Annotated in this window: 17 protein-coding genes and 2 tRNA genes; 12 read left to right on the forward strand and 7 right to left on the reverse strand. The window is 36.8% G+C overall.

From position 1 onward, the window contains the following. Nucleotides 1-47: 47 nt before the first annotated feature. From GNP81_RS01840 to GNP81_RS01855, 4 genes are all read left to right on the forward strand, one after another. Entirely contained in the window at nt 48-428 is a 381-nt protein-coding gene (locus tag GNP81_RS01840) for a YgiW/YdeI family stress tolerance OB fold protein (RefSeq protein WP_155670062.1), read from the forward strand. Nucleotides 429-509: 81 nt separating this feature from the next. Beyond that, nucleotides 510-1,049 carry a hypothetical protein gene (locus tag GNP81_RS01845; RefSeq protein ID WP_155670064.1) on the forward strand — a complete coding sequence of 180 codons (540 nt, stop codon included), beginning with the start codon at nt 510-512 and terminating at the stop codon, nt 1,047-1,049. A 263-nt stretch (nt 1,050-1,312) separates the two neighbouring features. Continuing rightward, nucleotides 1,313-2,746 carry an MltF family protein gene (locus tag GNP81_RS01850; protein ID WP_155674039.1) on the forward strand — a complete coding sequence of 478 codons (1,434 nt, stop codon included), beginning with the start codon at nt 1,313-1,315 and terminating at the stop codon, nt 2,744-2,746. Between the two features lie 90 nt (nt 2,747-2,836). Further along, complete coding sequence (locus GNP81_RS01855) at nt 2,837-4,255, forward strand: MltF family protein (RefSeq protein ID WP_155670068.1); 1,419 nt, start codon at nt 2,837-2,839, stop codon at nt 4,253-4,255. Between the two features lie 70 nt (nt 4,256-4,325). Here the strand turns inward: GNP81_RS01855 and GNP81_RS01860 are convergent, their stop codons facing one another. The 4 genes from GNP81_RS01860 to nrdD form a co-directional block, all read right to left on the reverse strand. Next, nucleotides 4,326-4,976: a putative ATP-dependent zinc protease gene (locus GNP81_RS01860; RefSeq protein ID WP_155674040.1), complete on the reverse strand. Its 651-nt coding sequence runs from the start codon at nt 4,974-4,976 to the stop codon at nt 4,326-4,328. Between the two features lie 64 nt (nt 4,977-5,040). Beyond that, nucleotides 5,041-6,228 (reverse strand): amino acid aminotransferase, encoded by a 1,188-nt coding sequence (locus tag GNP81_RS01865; RefSeq protein WP_155674041.1) that lies wholly within the window; start codon nt 6,226-6,228, stop codon nt 5,041-5,043. 90 nt (nt 6,229-6,318) lie between these two features. After that, the gene (gene nrdG, locus GNP81_RS01870; protein ID WP_155674042.1) at nt 6,319-6,789 is read right to left on the reverse strand and encodes an anaerobic ribonucleoside-triphosphate reductase-activating protein; all 471 of its coding nucleotides are present in this window, start codon (nt 6,787-6,789) and stop codon (nt 6,319-6,321) included. Beyond that, nucleotides 6,789-8,909: an anaerobic ribonucleoside-triphosphate reductase gene (nrdD, locus tag GNP81_RS01875; RefSeq protein WP_336495467.1), complete on the reverse strand. Its 2,121-nt coding sequence runs from the start codon at nt 8,907-8,909 to the stop codon at nt 6,789-6,791. The genes nrdG and nrdD overlap by 1 nt, the downstream gene beginning before the upstream one ends. Before the next feature lie 240 nt (nt 8,910-9,149). Between nrdD and GNP81_RS01880 the strand changes: the two genes are divergently transcribed. Continuing rightward, nucleotides 9,150-10,043, forward strand: a complete 894-nt coding sequence (locus GNP81_RS01880; RefSeq protein ID WP_236781408.1) for an exonuclease/endonuclease/phosphatase family protein — start codon at nt 9,150-9,152, stop codon at nt 10,041-10,043. A 61-nt stretch (nt 10,044-10,104) separates the two neighbouring features. Here the strand turns inward: GNP81_RS01880 and GNP81_RS01885 are convergent, their stop codons facing one another. Next, nucleotides 10,105-11,274 (reverse strand): tetratricopeptide repeat protein, encoded by a 1,170-nt coding sequence (locus GNP81_RS01885; RefSeq protein ID WP_155670077.1) that lies wholly within the window; start codon nt 11,272-11,274, stop codon nt 10,105-10,107. A gap of 387 nt (nt 11,275-11,661) precedes the next feature. Between GNP81_RS01885 and GNP81_RS01890 the strand changes: the two genes are divergently transcribed. The 5 genes from GNP81_RS01890 (at nt 11,662) to GNP81_RS01910 (ending at nt 15,040) form a co-directional block, all read left to right on the forward strand. Next, nucleotides 11,662-12,615 (forward strand): TerC/Alx family metal homeostasis membrane protein, encoded by a 954-nt coding sequence (locus GNP81_RS01890; protein WP_155670079.1) that lies wholly within the window; start codon nt 11,662-11,664, stop codon nt 12,613-12,615. Between the two features lie 143 nt (nt 12,616-12,758). After that, nucleotides 12,759-13,256 carry an ATP-dependent zinc protease family protein gene (locus GNP81_RS01895; protein ID WP_155670081.1) on the forward strand — a complete coding sequence of 166 codons (498 nt, stop codon included), beginning with the start codon at nt 12,759-12,761 and terminating at the stop codon, nt 13,254-13,256. An 82-nt stretch (nt 13,257-13,338) separates the two neighbouring features. Beyond that, a tRNA-Ser gene (locus GNP81_RS01900) sits at nt 13,339-13,429 on the forward strand. 38 nt (nt 13,430-13,467) lie between these two features. After that, a tRNA-Asp gene (locus GNP81_RS01905) sits at nt 13,468-13,544 on the forward strand. Between the two features lie 260 nt (nt 13,545-13,804). Next, nucleotides 13,805-15,040, forward strand: coding sequence for a sensor domain-containing diguanylate cyclase (locus GNP81_RS01910; protein WP_155674044.1), 1,236 nt, complete (start codon nt 13,805-13,807; stop codon nt 15,038-15,040). Nucleotides 15,041-15,049: 9 nt separating this feature from the next. Here the strand turns inward: GNP81_RS01910 and GNP81_RS01915 are convergent, their stop codons facing one another. Further along, on the reverse strand, nt 15,050-15,286 hold the full coding sequence (locus GNP81_RS01915; protein WP_155670085.1) for a DUF3389 domain-containing protein: 237 nt from the start codon (nt 15,284-15,286) through the stop codon (nt 15,050-15,052). A 132-nt stretch (nt 15,287-15,418) separates the two neighbouring features. On the opposite strand from GNP81_RS01915, the gene GNP81_RS01920 reads away from it, so the two are divergent. Further along, nucleotides 15,419-16,546 carry an acyl-CoA desaturase gene (locus GNP81_RS01920; protein ID WP_005422196.1) on the forward strand — a complete coding sequence of 376 codons (1,128 nt, stop codon included), beginning with the start codon at nt 15,419-15,421 and terminating at the stop codon, nt 16,544-16,546. 59 nt (nt 16,547-16,605) lie between these two features. Here the strand turns inward: GNP81_RS01920 and GNP81_RS01925 are convergent, their stop codons facing one another. Further along, nucleotides 16,606-17,565 (reverse strand): S1 family peptidase, encoded by a 960-nt coding sequence (locus tag GNP81_RS01925; protein ID WP_155674045.1) that lies wholly within the window; start codon nt 17,563-17,565, stop codon nt 16,606-16,608. A 239-nt stretch (nt 17,566-17,804) separates the two neighbouring features. Between GNP81_RS01925 and GNP81_RS01930 the strand changes: the two genes are divergently transcribed. Continuing rightward, complete coding sequence (locus GNP81_RS01930; protein WP_336495209.1) at nt 17,805-18,818, forward strand: acyltransferase; 1,014 nt, start codon at nt 17,805-17,807, stop codon at nt 18,816-18,818. Nucleotides 18,819-18,825: the final 7 nt, after the last annotated feature.

Below are 18,825 nucleotides of genomic sequence, written 5' to 3' on the forward strand. Positions count from 1 at the left end.
GTACTAGGTACTAGGTACTAGAAATTATTTTAAAAAAGGAAGCCATTATGAAAAAGACAATTATCGCAATTACAGCAGCACTCATCTTATCTCCAACTATCGCTCTTGCTGATGGTGGACATAATAAAGATCATAACTCTCGCACTTTTAATTATACAGGCCCAGTTGAAACGACAACGGTTGCCGAACTATTAACTGATACAAGTATGTTTGCAGAGCAAGACGCTATTATCGATGGAAGAATTATCCGTCACATTCGTAAAGACAAATATGTATTTACTGATGGGACAAAAGAAATTCAAATTGAATTAGATGATGATATTTCACAACCTACTGCAATCAATGAAACAACCAAAGTTCGTATCTTCGGTGAATATGAAGGTGGTAACACACCAGAGATCGAAGTAGAACGCATTCAATTACTATAAAACACCCCTTCCCTTATAAACTGGCCTGCTTTTTGCAGGCTTTTTTATAGATAAAATTCATGAATATCAGGTTATAAGGTTATGGCATCAACAACATTCATCAAAAAAGCGTTTTTATTAGCAACAGCGCTATCTTCTTCGACAGCAATGGCAAATAACTTTCCTTACAGCTTTTTTGAAGCACGAATTGGAACCAGTCCTGGTACTTATGGAGTTCAAGTTAATCAACAATTCACTGAAAACTCTCATTTGATAGCAAAAGCTGATACTAAATTTTCAGGCGATTGGGATATTAGCGGTGGTATTGGTTTTAACGGCCCAGTGAACGAATTTTCTGATATTTATGGTCAATTATTACTACACAACGTAAAAGATAAAGGAAGCGACAAGTTTGGCGACGAAATGCTTACCGAAATTAATATTGGCTTCCGTGTATGGTTAATGCAACAAATTGAAGTTGGTGCACAATACGGCCAATTATTTGATAGTAACGACAGCAAAAATATTGGTAGTGTGCATTTCCGATTCCACTCAACAGAGCAATTATCTGTGGGCGCAGAAGCCAAGTTCAATGGCGTATATGGCGGACAAATGATGATGACTGCTCGTTTCACGTTCTAACCTCCTTTTAACGAACATAACCATCCATATAAGTCAGCAAGAAACCTGCTGACTTATATTCACAAGACAAATGATTACTCTTCTCTCTATAATTCTTGTTTTCATAAAAAACCTCAAATAATCATAAATTAAACACTTAATTGTAGTTTCACTCATTGTTGTCGTCTCAAAAGTAAAACGACATAAAAACAACAAAATAACGCCTTGTTTTTAACAGGATAGAAACATAACTTGTAATCATGTTGTATCATGGATTACAAACTATGAATCTATTCCATAAGTTATTTTTTACTCTACTAATATTACCTATAAACGCTGAAGCACTTGAGCTCGCCCCTCTAAGTAATGAATCCTATAAAGGTGATTACAATGAGATATCAAAAAAAGGCGTAATTCGTGTTCTGGTTTCAATGGAAGTAGGCTTTTACCAAGTAAGTAATGGTAAACCAATCGGAATAATTTCAGAATTTCTCTCACACTTTGAACGTCATTTAGCGAAAAAAAATGATCACACTCATATCCGAATTATTCCCGTTTCTGATGACGATTTAATATGGTCATTAAAAGCAGGTTTTGGCGATATTGCTGTTGGTCACTTGGCAATAACCAAAGCTAGATTACGTCATATTGATTTTAGTACTCCAACAATAAAAGACAGTGAAGAGTGGTTAATTACGGCTAAAGGGCACGCCCCTATCACAGAGCTGACCGATCTTTCAGGCAAAGAGATATGGGTAAAAGGCAGCTCTAGTTACTTTGAGACACTTCAAAACATTAATGAAAAACTGACATCAAATAATATGGCTCCTATGGATGTTCATTTTTTAGAAGAGTCATTAGGTGACAATGAAGTTCTTGAAATGGTTGAAAATAAGTTATTGCCAGCAACCGTAATAGAAAACTATCGAGCAATACTATGGAAAAAGATCATTCCTAACATTCAATATCATGAAGAATTTCCATTAAAAAAAGATATTAATATCGCTTGGGCGGTAAGGAAAAATAGTCCTCAACTAACTGATGTCGTAAATCAGTACATTACTAAAATAAAAAAAGGCTCATTTCTAGGCAATTTAATTTATAAGAAATACCTTAATGACGAAAAGTGGTTAGCTAAAATTCTACAAACCGATAATATCGATAAACTTTACGAACTGTCTGATTTATTTAAACACTACTCTGGTATGTATAACTTAGATTGGCAACTAACCTCAGCCTTAGCTTATCAAGAATCGAGGTTGGATAATAAAGCCGTATCTCACAAAGGCGCAGTTGGAATAATGCAAGTCCTACCTAGCACTGCAAAAGACAAGCATGTTCAAATAGAGAATATTTACACCTTAGAAAACAACATACATGCAGGTATTAAATACTTGAGCTTTGTGCATAAACGATATTTTGATAAGCCGGAAATATCGGCAGACAATCAACTCTACTTCTCATTAGCGGCCTATAATGCAGGGCCTGCTAAAATAAGGCGCATCAGAAAAAAAGCGCAAGAACAAGGTTATGACCCTAATGTCTGGTTCAATAATGTGGAGTTAATGGCGCTGAAGTATATCAGCAAAGAACCCGTTCATTATGTGTCAAACATAAGTCGTTACTATGTGATTTATAAACAAATAGTTCAATTAAAAGAACAAAAAGAGCAGCGTAATGCGTTAAATAAAGCCACATTCGACTTTGATAATATCTAATATAAATCGAGAACATAAAATACAGAGGACTTGAATTTCATCTAATTTTAACATAAATTGTTAATACACTGTTAAACAAGGACTCATGACATGGATCGTTTACGTCGCGTTTTCTGGGTATTATTACTGCTTCCTCAGCTCGCTTTTGCAATAGAGCTTTCACCGTTAACTCAAACGCCTTATGTTGGCGATTTGAAAGCACTAGAGAAAAAAGGAACGATACGAGTATTAGTATCTGCTGATCTTGGCTTTTACTACATAGAAAAAGGGCAACCGAAGGGGATCATCGCCGAATTTCTTCATCATTTCGAATTACATTTACGAAAAAATAAAATTCACGTTAATGTTCAAGTCATCCCCATCCCACGGGATGATTTATTTACCGCTTTAGAACGAGGCTTTGGTGATCTTGCCGTTGCTAACCTAACGATTACCCCACAACGACTGCAATTTGTCGATTTTAGTGATCCTGTGATCAGTAACAGCCAAGAGTGGCTCGTTAGTTCACCATCCACACCTCCTTTAGAATCTCTAGAAGATTTATCAGGTAAAGAAGTATGGGTTAGACCAAGCTCAAGCTATTTTGAGAGCTTACAGCGAATTAATAAGCAGTTATCTTCCCAAGGGATCTCCCCTATCAATGTTCAATTCTTAGAAGAAAACTTACAAGACTATGAATTAATGGAAATGCTCAACCAAGATATTTTACCCATTACGGTTATCGATAGTCACAAATCTCGTCTTTGGTCTCAAGTTATGAAGAATATCACCATATACGAAACTCTCCCTATAAGAGAAAGCGCTAATATTGGCTGGGCAATGAGGAAAAACAGCCCTCAATTAAAAACAGCAGTAAACAAATACATTAGAACCATCCGACAAGGCTCTTTTTTAGGTAATGTTATTTATAAAAAGTATCTAACCAATACCAAATGGCTAAAAAAGGCAGTTGACCCTAAAACTGTTAAGCAATTTAAAAGCTTAGCTGCACTTTTTGAACAATATGCAGATCAATATGAATTCGATTGGTTAATGATTTCAGCTCAAGCTTATCAAGAATCTAAATTCAATAACCGTCTTGTCTCACACATGGGAGCTGTTGGGATCATGCAGGTGTTGCCAAAAACAGCTAAAGAACCTTACATAAATATTAAAAATTTTAGAGAACTAGAAAACAACATCCATGCCGGTGTTAAATATATGAACTTTGTACATAAGCGTTACTTTTTAAAACCAGAGATAACAGAAGAGAACCAAATGTACTTTTCTTTAGCTGCTTATAATGCAGGCCCTGCAAATGTTCGTAAAATGCGTCGAATGGCAGTAAAACATGGATATGACCCTAATATTTGGTTCAATAATGTGGAGATCATGGCTCGAAAATACGTAAGTAAAGAACCTGTTCACTATGTTGCAAATATCAGTCGCTATTACGTTATTTATAAGCAAATTGCTCAACTTCAAGTCCACAGAGAGCAACGAAACGCTTCAACTTATAAACTCTTTTAGATACGTTAAAATAAAAACGCCCACATAATTGCGGGCGTTTATATTCATAATGTATCAGTAGAAAAATACGTTATTTCTCTATTTTCACTTTAGGTTGAATAAACTTTTTACTGACATCAACAACAGCAACGTCGCGGAAGAACGTACGGCCAAGTAACACAGGGAATGTCATATGTGTGCGATCATTCAGTGTGAATTCTGTTTTGGTTTTTAAATCACCAATTTGAACCCAAGCTTCAATCACAGGACGATCAGTTCGTTTTTCTGTACTTGATTGTCGAATTGTCACGATACGAGATACAGGAGACTCAAACTCTTTAGTTTCTTTTTCATTATGCGCTAATTTAAATTTAACCCAATTCTTACCATCACGCTCAAACATTTCAATATCTACCGCCGAAATAGAAGAGGTTGTTGCCCCTGTATCTATACGAGCTTTAGCATTGTGATTAATGGCTTTTATATAAATCCACTCTTCTTCACCTAACAGTAATTTTCCATCCGCTGTTTTTAACTCATTTGCTTCTGGTTTAACTGGAGGTTTAGGATCTACTTGTGGTTTTTGCTCCGGTTTTACTTCAGGTTTAGTTTCTGGAGTAACGGGTTGTTCTACCGAAGGATTCGTTGATCCATCAGTTTCCGGCGTTGTTGTAGCCGTCGACATACAACCTGCAAGTAGTATAGGTAAAAGTAACGTTGACCATTTTTTTGCTATCTTCATTCGTTTTCCTTTACGGTTTATCTGTTATATTTCATTAGTATAGTTAAGATCTTTATTTTGTCTGTTACTTATTTGCAACAGAGGCAACAGATTTAGCAATATACTCAATGTGTTTTTCTTGCATTCCTGCAATATTGATTCGACCATCACCTACAGCGTAAATACCATGTTCTGATTTTAAAAATGCCATCTGCTCTGGCGTAAAACCAATTACTGAGAACATACCTTTATGTTGCTCAATAAAATCAAATGTCTCTGATTGTGTTTCATTACGCAGTGCTTCACATAAGTTAGTTCGTAAACCAACTAAGCGTTTTTGCATCTCATCCAATTCAGTGCGCCACGATAACGTTAATTGCTCATCATTTAAAATTCGACCAACAATCGCAGCACCATGATCTGGTGGCATAGTGTAAGTCGCACGAGCCATTTGCAACAGTTTCGCTTTAGCATTCATTGCTATCTCAATATTGCCAGCGATCACCATCGCCGCACCTGTTCGCTCACGATACAAACCAAAATTTTTCGAGCATGATGTTGCTATAAACATTTGAGGTACACGGTCTGCCATAAACCGCAAACCAGCCGCATCAGCTTCTAATCCATCACCAAATCCTTGGTATGCGATATCAACAAAAGGAATAAAACCATTTTTTAATGCTAACTCTGTAATAGCAATCCAATCCGAAAGACGAATATCTGCACCTGTTGGATTATGACAACAACCGTGCAGTAAAATGATATCTTTAGGACCCGCTTTTGCTAAGTCAGCAAGCATAGCTTCGCTATCCACTTGTTTTGTCAGAGGATTGAAATATGTGTAATGACGAACTTTAAGACCAGCCGCTTCCATCACTGGTTGATGGTTAACATAACTTGGGTTACTTATCCAAACTGTCGCATCAGGCTCGGTTGATTTAATTAAATCAGCAAGCATACGTAGAGCACCACTTGCTCCTGGAGTTTGAATTGCCGAAACACGCCCATAAGCAGATGTGTCACGTAGCAGCAAATCAACCATACTTTGGTTGAAGATTTCACAGCCAGCAAGGCCAACGTAAGCTTTTGTTGTTTGCTCTGCCGCAATAGATTTAGCCGAATCACTCACGGCTTTCATAATTGGAGTTAAGCCTTGATCGTTACGATAAACACCGATACCGAGATCGACTTTATTATCGCGATCATCGGCTCGATATTCGATAGAAAGAGAAAGAATGGGATCTTTAGCAGGAGTTGCTATATTTTGCAGCATATTTTCATATCCTTATGATCTGTAATGTATTTAAGTTACCATTCAGATAGGAAAATATCACGTTTTATTGTTTAGATTTTTACAATTTTCTTACAATAGATTGAATGTATGAATAATCTGATTGCTGCTACCACGCCAATCTAATGATGGATCTGCCTTATCTTGCTCAAAACGACCATCAATTAACGTATCAATTAAATCAACGATCTCTTTTTGTGTTGAATTTAGCTCACTTAAGGTATAACCCGTCCACATCCAAATGTCTTTACTTTCACATTCAGATTTAACACGTTTTACTAACTGAAGAACAGATTCACAATTCATTGGATGAAGAGGATCGCCGCCTGACAATGACAACCCTCTACGTGGAATACGTGTATCATTCAGATCAGCAATAATCTTATCTTCTAACTCTTTAGTAAAAAGATGCCCTGAATTTGGATTAAGTGTGGATTTGTTATAGCACCCTTTACAGTTGTGCTCACAACCTGAAACGAACAGGGTACAACGCGTACCCGGTCCATTAACCACATCAATTGAATGATATACGTGATAGTTCATTATAAATGTTTCACTCGACGTTGAACTTCTTCTTGTTTACCGAAGTTAAATGGACGTGCATCAGGACTGCCTAAATAACCACATACACGACGTGTTACTGATACTTTCGTTGAGTCATGGTTGCCACATTTAGGACAAGTGAAGCCTTTACTTGTACATTCAAACTCACCGTTATAACCACATTCGTAGCACTCATCGATCGGTGTATTTGTACCGTAATAAGGAACACGCGTGTAGCTGTAATCCCATACGTTTTCTAATGCTTCGATGTTACGTTGCATGTTAGGGAATTCACCATAACAAATGAAACCGCCACTTGAGATTTCTGGGTATGGCATTTCAAAGTCAATCTTATCGTAAGGATTCACTTTCTTCTGTACATCTAAGTGGAAACTGTTTGTGTAATAGCCTTTATCTGTCACTTTATCAATAACACCAAATTGTGTGTTATCAAGCTTACAGAAACGAGAACATAGGTTTTCACTTGGAGTACCGTACAAGCTAAAGCCAAAGCCCGTTTCTTTTGTCCATACTTGAACTGCATCTTTTAGGTACTGAATAATCTCTAATGCTTTAACTTGAAGCTCTGCATTGTCATATAGGTGATCATCACTACCAAATAGTGCTTCGATTGTTTCATGTACACCAATGTAGCCAAGCGATACAGATGCACGACCGTTTTTAAAGATATTAATGATATCATCATCAGGTTTCAGACGAACACCACAAGCCCCTTCCATGTAAAGGATTGGAGCAACACGAGCTTTCACGCCTTCTAAACGAGAAATACGTGATTCTAACGCGCGGCGACATAGCACCAAACGCTCATCAAGCAGTTTATAGAATGTATCTACGTCACCTTTTGCTTCAATCGCAACACGAGGTAGGTTTAAGCTCACAACACCTAGGTTATTACGACCATCGTGAATTTGCTCACCATTCTCTTCATATAAATCTAGGAAGCTACGACAACCCATTGGTGTTTTAAATGAACCCGTTACTTCAACTACTTTGTCATAGTTAAGGATATCTGGGTACATGCGTTTTGACGCACACTCTAACGCCAATTGTTTAATATCGTAGTTTGGATCGGCTTTTTTATGGTTTAGACCATCACGAATAGCGAATACTAATTTAGGAAATACCGCTGTTTTACGGTTTTTACCTAGGCCAGCAATACGGTTTTCTAAAATAGAGCGTTGGATCAGTTTTGATTCCCAACTCGTACCTAAACCAAAGCCGAATGTTACAAATGGTGTTTGACCGTTTGCTGTATGTAATGTGTTTACTTCGTATTCAAGCGATTGGAATGCGTCATAACACTCTTTTTCTGTTTGAGCTTGAGCAAAAGCTTCAGCATCAGGAATGCCCCACTTTTCAGCAAGCTTTAACGCTTTTTCATAACTCACAGTTACGTAAGGCGCTAAAATTTCATCAATACGGTTGATCGTAGTTCCGCCATAAATATGACTTGCTACTTGTGCAATAATTTGTGCCGTTACAGCAGTTGCGGTTGCAATTGATTTTGGTGTATCAATTTCCGCATTACCCATCTTAAAGCCACCTGTTAACATGCCTTTTAAATCAATCAGCATACAGTTAAACATTGGGAAAAATGGTGCGTAATCTAAATCATGGTAATGAATTTCACCACGTTCGTGCGCTTGTACGATATCACGAGGTAAAATATGACGCGTTGCATAGTGCTTAGCCACAATACCCGCTAACAAATCACGTTGAGTTGGAATAACTTTACCGTCTTTATTCGCGTTTTCATTTAGTAGTTCAGCATTGCTTTGTTCGATCAGGCCACTAATTTCCTTATTTAGTACGCTGATTTTTTCGCGAGCAATATCTCTATCATGACGATATTCGATATAGGCACGTGCAAGCACCTTATGTGGTCCTTGCATTAATTCGTTTTCAACCAGTTCTTGGATCTGGCGAATACCCACTTCTTGTTGCCCCTGTAATGCAATCTCAACAGCATGAGCAACTAATTTTGCGTAACTCTCAATCTCAGGAGTCATCTGCTCTGAAGCACCTTTTACAGCGTCAATTATACGAGAGCTTTTATATGCTGCGCGACTTCCATCTCGCTTGATTACAGTTATATTCACAGTGACTCCAAATACTAAATAGTGGGGGTGTTGAACTAGCCAACACAAGATGTGGTGTATTAGGCTCGATCTGCGAACAAAATACTTTGATCTAGATCAATCTAATTTTATGGGTGATTCTACTTTCACCACTGCTTTAAGATTGTTCTCACTTTCGTTGCAATGTATGAAAATGAAACATTTTTTTGTGTGCTAAGTGGTAAATTTTTAATTAAACTGCTTGCGATTTCTGGAGGACTTATGAATCAACGAATTACTCGACCACTGATTTTTTTAATGCTTACTTTTAGTACATTTTCAAGCTATGCGATCACATTATCAACATGGAATATGGAATGGTTAACGCTCTCGCCTTCTGAAAAATTTCGCTCATCAGATCGAAGTCAACAAGATTTTGAACAGCTAAATTTTTACTTTTCACAATCCAATAGCCAAATTTTAGCTTTTCAAGAAGTAGATTCAAAAGAAGCAATCCAAAAAATAGTGGGAAATGATTATAAAATTTACCTCTCTGATCGTTCTTTAAACTCAAAACTGCAATTTACCGACATAAATCAATACACAGGTTTCGCAGTTCATCAATCGATTTCTGTTATAGACCCTAATGATTTTTCATTATTACCAAAGAAAAAAACCAGCAAGTTGCGCTACGCTACCTATATTGTGGCAGAACTAGGCAGTCCATCACGTCCTGTACACCTCTTATCTGTGCATCTAAAGTCCGGATGCTTAGGACAAAAAAAGAAAAATTATTCGTGTTCGACGTTAAAACAACAAACTGATGAAGTAATAGAATGGATTAACTCTCGTGAGGCCAATAATGAAGAGTATCTAATTTTGGGGGATTTCAATCATACTCTTGCGCATCCGAGAAGCTGGCTGTGGAAGAACATAAAGAGTAATACCTCTGATACACCATTATTACTAACTGAAGATACAAAAGCCCGCTGCACAGTTAAACAATGGAAACGAGACTGGCCGAAGTACACGACATTCACTCGTTTGATCGATCACGGCATTACAAATATCTCGAATCGTTCTTTCCAAGTGACTCAGCAACAATTTACGGAAAGCGACGTCAAAAAATATCAACTGAGTGATCATTGCCCTATTTTATTTGAAATGAATGACTAACTCTCCTTATTAAACATATAAAAAAAGGAGCGCACCTAGCGCTCCTTTTATATATAGATAATTAAAACTTAGCTCCACTATCCATTTTAGTTTGGCTAAAATTCATTGGCTCTTTTGTATCTTCTTTTTTCTCTGTTACTGAAACCACATCTTCTGCATTACCTTCTGTAATCTCATTTTCAGTAACTGAAGTATTTGACTCTTCTCCAACCATAAATTCATTTTCATCAGGAAAATAGCTTTCTCGTTGATATAATTTATCCAAAGACTTAATGATTGCGTGTTTTTTAAGCTTACCTTTACTCATCTTTTCATAAAGTGGTTTTGCCATACTTTGCAATCCAATTACCGCATCAACCCCAACTAAATGACCAACATGGTCTCGTCGAGAAACAGCAGCTTCAATGCCATTTTTAGCAGCAAGCCATAACCAGATATAAGCTATTGAATTACCTTTTTCATTGGTATCAGCGCCCATTTCACCAGCAAAATATTGCGCTTTAGCATCACCAGATTCAGCTGCAACTTCTAACCAGTATGTTGCTTTCTTCGGATCCACAGCGACACCTCGCCCTTCAGCGTATTGCTTACCGATACGGATCTGCGCTTCAACATCATCAAGCATCGCTGCTCGTAAATTCCATTCCGCGGCTAATTTTGCATTCGGTTGCGGGTTAGCTTCTGCAACATACCAATCGGCAATAAACAATTGTGCTGGAATATGATTAGCTTCTGCGGCTTCGGTTATTAACGCAATGCCTTTTTCAATATTAGCCTCAACGCCCTTACCTTGTAAAAAAGCAATACCAAGCGCTAATTTATCTTCAGGTCCACCTTCTTCAGCAGCTACCACTTTTCCCCAAAATGTTGATTTCTCTTTTAACTCAGGGTTATCACGGCGACTATCACATAAACGAATAACAGAACGAATAGCAATACTGTTGTTTAAATTGGCAGCCATTTCATACCAATGTAGTGCTTCCTCAAAATTACTCATTTCTGCTTCTTTAGCGAGAAAGAGTTGAGTTGAGATATGACCTGTTTGCGCTTTATATACTCGTTCTTGTCTTTCTGCTGCTCTGGCTTCTGCAAGCGCACGACGATACGAGCTCTCTTCAAGCTCTTTTCTTTTTTCTATTTTCTTCTGTTTTTGATTCGCAAAGAAAAAATTGATACATACAATTGCGAGTAAAATTAACAATCCTACGACTGCTATTTGAATCCAATTCATCCGACACCATATTCAATTAAATTTAGTTACCTTTTTTATTATCGACATAAATGTTAAAAACATAAAAAAAAGTTTGTGATTTCCTCCTAACTTTCAGCTTATTATCAATTTTCTCGATAAATAAATTTCATACGACCATTTTTTGTTTGAATTATTTAAAGATCGGGATTACTATCCAGATCATTGGGGAGTAGTCACAAGATTTAATACTTAATCTTGTTCAGATATCGTCATCCCGAAGCTACGGCTTCCGGTATCTGTAAGTGGGCAAAGGTTGCCAATCGCTTTGACAAGACCAAAACCATAACATTAATTTTATTGTTTGTGGTGGAAGGTCTATGCTCTTTACTCATGCCTATTCCTTTCGCCTCTATTTAAGGAATACTTATGTCACCGTTAACTTGGGAACTTTTTGGTTTCGTTGTTCTCGCTATGTTCGCTCTTGATCTATTTCAAACAAGAAAAGATACACCAAGCCTTAAAAAAGCATTAGTTTGGTCTTTATTCTGGTTTGTTCTTGCATTTGTTTTTTGTGCTGTCATTTATCTTTACTGGCCATTAATGGCTCCAGAAAGTAGTTATACACGCACCGATGCTAGTGTTGCTTTCCTTACCGGTTATTTGCTTGAAAAAATGCTAAGTGTCGATAACCTTTTTGTTTTCGCATTAATTTTTAGTCAATTCGCCGTTCCAGAGTCAAGTCGTCCACGTATTCTTTTATGGGGTATTATTGGTGCCCTTGCCTTACGTGCAGTGATGATTTTTGTTGGCGCTGAATTATTAGCTCAGTATCACTGGATCCTATACATCTTTGCTGTATTCCTAATCATTACTGGTGTGAAATTGTGGTTTGCAGATACAGAAGAAAACAGTGATTTTGCATCATCAAAATTAGTTATGTTCTTTAAAAAGCACATCCCATTTGATGATAAATACCATGGTAATCAACTATTTGCTAAAGTAAGCGGAAAAACAATTGCAACACCTCTATTACTAGTGGTTATTGTAATTATGTTTACCGATATTATGTTCGCTTTAGATTCAATTCCTGCAATTTTTGCAATTACACAAGAGCCATTCTTAGTGTTTGCTGCAAATGTGTTTGCACTATTAGGTCTGCGCTCATTGTATTTTGTTCTTCAAGGTATGCTTGATAAGTTCTGTTACCTACAACCTGCACTAGCATTTATACTAAGCTTTATCGGTATAAAAATGTTCCTGGTTGGCACAAAATACGAAGTACCAACGGTTATTTCATTATTAACGATCGTTGCAATCATTACTTTGGCGATTATCGGTTCTATTTATAAAAACCGTTCTCAACAAGAAATAAAAAATTAAAAATACTCTTAAGGCGATAGCGATGGTTATCGCCTTTTTTATATTTACAATTAAAACTTTTACACAAACCTGAACTCCTTTCCAAAATAAGCGTCTACACTTCATCCTTATTGAACTTTATTTTTACTTACATAAAGGTTGTTATGAACAAAGCCATTTTATCTATTAGCCTATTGTTACTATCATCTTCTGTTTTTGCTCATGAGAGTTGTTCAAATAAAACCATTGTTGGACAAATTGAAACTATCCACGTTAATGAACTTAATACAGATTATGAAGCTCGTATTGATACAGGTGCAGCAACAACGTCAATTCACGCAACCAATATCAAAATAATAAACCAAGAAGATGAGAGTGATGACATGCGTGATCATCTTGGTGATACTGTTAAGTTCACAACTTATAACGAAGACAACGTTGCAACAGAACATACTGGGCGAATTATTAAAGTAAGCAAAATCCGAAACGCACAAGGTGTAGAACGTCGATACGCAGTACGCATGCATTTACGTTTCAATGGTGAAGAAAAGAAAGTTGCCGTAAATTTACGTGATCGCAGTAAGCTTGACTATAAATTACTTATTGGTAGAAACTGGTTAGAAGGTGATTATTTAGTCGATGTCGAGAAAAATGCAGAATAACGTTTATTTTTTAAACGCTTAAACTCTTTTTTCAAAAAAGTACTTTACTTAAAAACTAAAGATTACTATTATTCACCGCGTTGGAGGGATGGCTGAGTGGTCGAAAGCACCGGTCTTGAAAACCGGCAAGGGTTAATAGCCCTTCTAGGGTTCAAATCCCTATCCCTCCGCCACTTTCGAGATTCAGATAGAGTCTGGGTTTCAAAAAATTGGAGCGGTAGTTCAGTTGGTTAGAATACCGGCCTGTCACGCCGGGGGTCGCGGGTTCGAGTCCCGTCCGCTCCGCCAATACAACAAAGCCTTGTCAGAAATGACGAGGCTTTTTTGTATCTATCGAATATAGACCCCCCCCATTTTTGAAAATTCAAATAGTCTCTGACCTTTAAAAAAACCAATCTTTCATTTTAAAAAACTGCCCTTCCCTTCACATAAAAACAGCATAATGACAGTAGTATCATTATCTATCTCACTAATATAGCTCGTAAATTTCCCTTATTTGTCATAAAGGTATACCATACACATTACAGATTTATGTTCTAAGGTAGCCCATGAAACCAATCCATATAGACTCAATGTATGGCGTCGTTATTCATCGAAATTTTACTCCACTATTTGTTGATGAAAAATACGCACAACTGTTTGGTTTCGAGTCCGCTCAAGAAGTCATGGCTCTTAGTTCGTTATTTGATATTATCGATCCTAAATATCATCAAATAGCTCAACAAGCCTATGATGATGTAATGCAAGGTAAAGAAACCCCTAAAGTTCGTTCATATGTAAATCAAGATATTCATGGACGGATCTTTTCAGTCTTGACTGTCGATCATGTTATTGAATGGGAGGAAGAATCTGCTCTTCAAATTACAGTAATTGATATGTCAACGATTGATCAGGCTAACCAACAAATCCTTGACCAAGAACAGAAATATAAAGACCTTATTTGGAATTCATTACAAGGAATTCTGGTTCATAGAGATTTCAAACCACTTATGGTAAATCCTGCTTTTGTTGATCTAGTAAAAGCAAACTCTGTGGCAGAAGTGATGGCATTAGATAGTTTTATGTGTCTTATACCTGAGTACAACCAAACAAATGCCCGCAATCTATATCAGCAGCTGATCTCAAAAGAATTAAACTCAACTAATGATGTTGTTGAAAACATCTGCTTTGACGGTCAAACTCGTTATTTCCAACTATTTGAAAGTGTCATTGATTGGGGAGATCTACCCGCAATACAGACCTCAATTATTGATGTAACTGAAAAATATCATCTTGAGCGTCAAATAGAATATCAAGCATCACATGATGACTTAACTGGGTTATTTAATCGTAGAGCGATAACTGAAAAGCTTAATCAAAAAATCATCGACAGTGACACTTGTTCTGAAATCTGCTTACTCATCGATATTGATGACTTTAAATGGATTAATGACCAATTTGGACACGCTTCAGGTGATGAAGTAATCGTCCGTTTTGCCAATTTATGTAAAAAAGCCGTTGGAGAATCTGGCATTGTCGGTCGCTGGGGAGGGGAAGAGTTTATTGTTTTTCTTTCAAACCATAGTTTGAAACAAGCAAAAGCTATTGCCGCAACCATTTTAAAAAAGTGTGAATTAGAAGTATATCAATTTTCTAATCATCACCACATCATAACTGCCAGTATTGGTATAAGCCAGTGTCAAGCTACCAGTTGTAACATTGAATCCTTAATTCAAACGGCAGACAAAAACATGTATCAAGCGAAACAACAAGGGAAAAACCAAATTGTTTCACCTGAGGATTAATCTTGTCAATTAGTAGTATTCAACTGCAATACCGATCTCTTCGGCCAATTGTTGCAGTTGCTCTTCATCATCTAGCTTAACTGACCATTTTGCACCACTGCCTACGGCATTAATTACATTCACTCCACCAATTAAAGTAATCACATCCACTTCGGCTTGCAGAGTCGTTCTTGATTTATTGCTTAATCGAATAACTATCTCACGTTGATTAGCAATAATATCCCCTTCAGAAAATGAGATTTTCATGTTGTTTCCCTAAACTTAATTCGACTTGAATTATATCGCATTTGTTACATATTCTTAAATGTCTGTTCTTGACTATAATTTAATCTCAAACTATTCTAGCGCACAACTGTACGCTTAAATGGATATTACAAAATGAATCAAGGAACCAAACCATCGATTATTTGGCTAAATGTATTTATTTTTACATCTAGCTTCCTACTCGCATTTGTTGCGACCCCGATTTATGCTTATTACAATCCACTAGGCAGTGAGCATTGGATCTGGTTACTTTTAACTTTTAGCTTCTGTAACCTATCCATAACTGCTGGTTATCACCGTTTATGGTCGCACAAAGCATATAACGCCCATCCAACATTACGTTTCATTTTTGCTTTAGGTGGGGCTTTTGCATTACAAAATAGTGCACTTCATTGGTCATCTGATCATCGTATTCATCATCGTCATGTTGACGATAATGACAAAGACCCCTACTCAGCTAAGCGTGGTTTTTGGTTCTCTCATATAGGTTGGATGCTACGTCATTATAAACCAGCTACCTATGACGATTATGGCAACTGTCGAGATTTACAAAAAGACAATATCCTCATGTGGCAACACAAACACTATATTGCCTTAGCGCTTATAATGAATATTGGCGTACCTCTATTATTAGGTGTTATCTATGGCGATATCATAGGTATGCTATTAATGGTAGGAGCTGTTCGTCTAACATTAAGTCATCACACAACGTTCTTTATTAATTCGTTAGCTCATATTTGGGGCTCTCAACCTTATACAGAAAAAAATACAGCTCGAGATAACGGCTTTTTAGCTATTTTCACTTTTGGTGAAGGCTATCATAATTACCACCACATTTTTGAAAATGACTACCGAAATGGAATTTACTGGTGGCAATATGATCCAACAAAATGGTTTATTAAAACCTGCTCATGGCTAGGTCTAGCTCATAAACTTCGTGTTAGTCCGCAAGCAAAAATAGAAAAAGCCAAAGCGCTCATGTTACGTAAAAAAGCAGAAAGTAAAATTGCTACATTACATAATTACCATGCAATTAAAGAGCATTTAGAAGCTGAGTATGACGCATTAATTGAAAGAATGGCTGAATACTACGATTCAAAAAAACAGTTAATCGAGAATAAAAAAGACACGTTATCGAAAAAATACGAATTAGCACTTTTAAATGTCCAACATAAACAAATAAAAATGCAATTTGAACATCAAAAGAGAGTTTGGAATCGTCTTGTTCTTCAATACGTATAAGCATTCTTAATACTAAAAAGGCATAGTCGAATACTATGCCTTTTCTATTTATTCCAACATTAAAATCTCGTTTTTCTTCGTCGGTACAAACCAAATGCAACGAGACTAACAAAGCTAGCAAAAGAGATTGAACCACCCGATCCACCACCGCTGCTTGCTGTAATCGTTGGAGGTATTTCTCCATTTTGTGCTTGTCGTATCCATGACTTATATTGGCTTACATCAGTAAACACCGACTGTGCTGCTAAAGCCTCATCACCGCACACACCAGGACCAAAACTAACGATACCTATTTGAGTTTTAACTCCGTTATTGTCCCAAACCAATGGTCCGCCCGAGTCTCCTTGGCAGGTAGCCGTTACTAATCCGTTCCCAAGTGAGCTTCCGGTTGTACATACTTGTTTGTTTGAAGTCGTAAAATTAGACCAAATATCGCACGTAGCTGGATCAACATATTTCACTGTAGCTGATAAGAAATCTACGTTTGAATTTGCTTGATTAGAACCTAAGCGCCCATAGCCAACAATAGTAAAATCTGTATCAGCAGTACGGTATCCTTGCTCAGCTAAATCCCCTAATTCTGCAACATGTCCTGACGTATAATTAGTTAATGGGCGACTCAGTTTTAAAACAGCAACATCATTTAATAATGAATCATCATCATAATCGCTTGGATAATAAATTTTCTCAACGGGAACTTTGTCGGCAGACAACATATCTTGGCCATCATTTGCTTCAATAACCACTTTCATATCACCAACAGTAAAATTAGGAACATCATAGACACAATGCGCTGCGGTTAAAATATGCATACTATCCAAGACAGAGCCGCCACAAAACGGGTAAATAGTACCTGGTTGATTGTCATACTCGTACATTAAGGATGCCATAAACGCATAATCAGCAACGTTGGCATCACTACCACCAACAATATATGGACTGATAGTATAATCCGAATCTTCTTCTGCGCTTATTGAACACGCAAAAAGTGCAACCAGTGCTCCTGCAACAATTTTCATATTCACCCCTTAAATAATTATTTAATAGCTAATGTTAATGATACATCATAAAATTGTTGTTTATTAAGTAATTCCAGTTACATTAGTTAATTTACGTTTGTGTTAACATTTTTTATGTAACTTACAATTCTAGGACATCAGTTAAAGGAGATTGCGTTATAAAGAGACAATACTTAAGCTAATACATAAAACTGATTATCTATTTGCTACACTAAAAATTCACTAAATTAGGATGGAATATTATGGGAAGAGTCTTCTTTTTTGATTTACTAAGATGCATAGCTGCAATTGCCGTTGTAGCCATCCATGTCTTAGCCCCATATCGTAATGAGTTGAATGTAATTCCTTTTGATCAATGGGCAAGCGCTGTTACCATAAACGGACTAAGTCGGTGGGCTGTTCCTGTTTTTATCATGATAACAGGGGCTTTAATGCTGAGTGATCAGCGAGAATTTAACCCATCTTATTATATAAAAAAGCGTCTAGGGAAAGTATTAGTACCCTTTCTTTTTTGGTCAGTGTTCTATGCGTTATTTTCAGGATTAACAACTCAAGGTTACGACTTTGACTCAGCTAAGTCAGTACTTATTGACTTACCTTTTGAATATACGTACTACCACTTAGGTTTCTTTTATTACTTTATACCACTCTATTTTATTATTCCTTTTCTAAGAGTCTTGGTGCAAAAATTAGATGATACTGCTCTTTTTTCTTTGCTCGGAATTTGGTTGCTAACAACCTGTTTCTATCTAATTAAATTCGAAGGTATTTGGAGCATGGAGATTTGGTTATATAGTGGTTATCTGCTGCTTGGTTATACACTTTATCAACGCATTAACCTGAGCAAGAAAAATCTAACTATTGCTATCAGCTTAGGTGCCTTTGCTCTTATCACAACCGTTTTCATGGTAATAAGCCAAAGTGTAGCGCTAGACGAATACACAGTAGGACGATGGCTTTCTTACAAAACCATTAATACCGTTGCCGCTGCTGCAATGCTCTTTTATGTATGCCGATACTTTGGAGAATCACTCTCTGATCAATCTCAAACTATTATTGGATTCATCAGCAAATACAGTTTAGGTATTTACTTACTCCACCCTATCTTCTTATGGCCAATGAAAAATTATGGTTGGTATACAGGCCATCCTTTATGGGTTATTCCTGTTTGGGTTATTCTTAGTGGTTCTGGTGCATTACTATTAAGTTGGCTTCTATCTAAATCAAAAGCAACCGCTTGGTTGGTTCCTTAAGTTAAAG

Origin of the sequence: Aliivibrio fischeri (genome assembly GCF_009727955.1) — a bacterium.
Taxonomy (GTDB): domain Bacteria; phylum Pseudomonadota; class Gammaproteobacteria; order Enterobacterales; family Vibrionaceae; genus Aliivibrio; species Aliivibrio fischeri_A.